The organism is Streptomyces sp. NPDC057654 (assembly GCF_042800135.1).
Taxonomy (GTDB): Bacteria; Actinomycetota; Actinomycetes; order Streptomycetales; family Streptomycetaceae; genus Streptomyces.
In genome coordinates this window covers 1-2,071 of record NZ_JBHVHQ010001178.1, presented here as the reverse complement: position 1 = coordinate 2,071, position 2,071 = coordinate 1, and the positions used below count along the sequence as shown (strand labels likewise).

Below are 2,071 nucleotides of genomic sequence, written 5' to 3'. Positions count from 1 at the left end.
GGCCAGGACCTCGCCGACCAGCTGTGCGAGAGGGTCGACGAGCGCTCCGGCGAGGACGACCTGGCCGTCCTGCTGATGCGCCGTACGGGCACCGCCGCGCAGAGCGGCGGCCGGCTCCAGCAGCACATCGCGTCCGCCGACCCCGAGGCGCTGTCCGCCGCCCGGCACATGATCCGCGCGGCGGTACGGGCGTGGGGCGCGCGCGAGCGCGCGGACGACATCGAGCTCGTCGCCGACGAACTGATCACCAACGCCCTGCTGCACACCGACGGGGCCGCCGTCGTGACCATCCGGATGCTCCCCGGCACGGGCACGGGCACGGGTACCGACGGTGGCCGGCGGCTGCGGATCGAGGTCGAGGACCGGTCCAGCGCCATGCCGCGGCGCCGGGAGCCCGGCGAGGCGGGCGTCTCGGGGCGCGGACTGCTGCTCGTCGACGGGCTCGCGGACGGGTGGGGCGTGGAGTCGCGGGGGGCCGGAAAATGCGTGTGGTGCGAGTTCGCCTGCCCCGAACGCGGCTGCTGATTTCCCGCACCCGGCGTACCGGGCGCAGCACAATGGGTGCCGGAGCCAAGGCCGTCACCGCCGCGCGTACCGTGCCGCACCCCCAGGAGGACACCGGCCATGAACGAGCCGACCCGCCGAGCCGCCCCGATCGACCCCACCGCCTCCGCCGCCCCGCACCTCCGCGCCGTGGTCCTCGGCACCGGCCTCGCCGGGCTGCTGGCCGCCGCCGTCCTCGCCGAACACGGCGCTTCGGTCACCCTCGTGGACCGGGACCGGCTGCCCTCGACACCGGCCGCGCGCAAGGGAATTCCGCAGGCCCGCCACGCCCACCTGCTGTGGTCGGGCGGGGCCCGCGTCATCGAATCGCTGCTGCCCGGCACCACCGACCGGTGGATCGCGGCGGGCGCCCGCCGCATCTCCCTGCCGACCGGCCTCGTCGCGCTGTCCGCGAAGGGCTGGCTGCCCCGCTGGCCCGAGATGCAGTATCTGATGGCCTGCACCCGCGACCTGCTGGACTGGGTCGTACGGGAACAGGTCCTCGCCAGGCCGGGCGTGACCCTCCGCGACGGCGCCGACGGGCTCGGGCTCTTGGGCGACGCCCGGCGCGTCACCGGCGTGCGCGTCCGCGACACGGAGGCCGCGGACGGTGTCGCCCACCTGGCCGCCGACCTCGTCGTCGACGCCACCGGGCGCGGCTCCCAGGCCCCGCACTGGCTCTGCGAACTGGGCCTGCCCGCCGTCCGGGAGGAGCGCGTCGACTCCGGACTCGCCTACGCCACACGGCTGTTCCGCGCCCCGGCGGGATCCGAGAACTTCCCCGTCGTCAGCGTGCAGCCCAAGGCCGGCCTGGACCGCCCCGCGCAGGGCGCGACGCTCGTCCCCATCGAGGACGGCCGCTGGCTGATCACCGCCTCCGGCACGCGCGGCGGCGAACCGCCCACGGACGCCGACGGGTTCGAGGGATTCTGCCGGCAGCTCGACCACCCCGTTCTCGCCGACCTCATCGCCGGGGTCGAGCCGATCACCGACGTGTTCGTCTCGCACAGCACCGTCAACCGCCGTCGCCGTTTCGAGCAACTGCCGCGCTGGCCGGACGGGTTCGTCGCCGCGGGCGACTCCGTGGCCACCTTCAACCCGGTCTACGGCCAGGGCATGTCGGTCGCCGCCCTCGGGGCCGAAGCCCTCCGCCAGGAGCTGGCACACGGCGGCCTCGCAGACCCCGGCTTCGCCCGGCGCGCGCAGCGCGCCCTGGCCCGTACCGCCGACAACGCGTGGGACCTGGCCACCGGGCAGGACATCCGCTACCCCGGCGCGATCGGCGACCAGCCGCCGGTCGCCGCCCGGCTGCTGCGCGGCTACTTCGACCGGCTGACCCGCGCCGCCACCGGCCGGCCCGCCGTGGCCCGCGCCATGATCGACGTCATGACGCTCTCCGCCCCGCTCGACGCCCTGCTCCGCCCCGCCGTGGCGCTGGCCGTCCTGCGCGGACCGGGCGCCGCACCGCTGCCGGGCCCGCCGTTCACACAGGCGGAACGGGAGCTGTACCGGGCGCCGCGGTGACGAG

At 76.2% G+C, this 2,071-nt stretch carries 2 protein-coding genes; both read left to right on the top strand.

The genetic code is table 11. The features are described 5' to 3' along the window. On the top strand, positions 1-525 hold a 525-nt coding region (locus ACFU99_RS41750; RefSeq protein ID WP_384403485.1), incomplete at its 5' end, for an ATP-binding protein. Between the two features lie 99 nt (positions 526-624). Then, entirely contained in the window at positions 625-2,067 is a 1,443-nt protein-coding gene (locus ACFU99_RS41745) for an FAD-dependent monooxygenase (RefSeq protein WP_384403482.1), read from the top strand. Positions 2,068-2,071 lie beyond the last annotated feature (4 nt).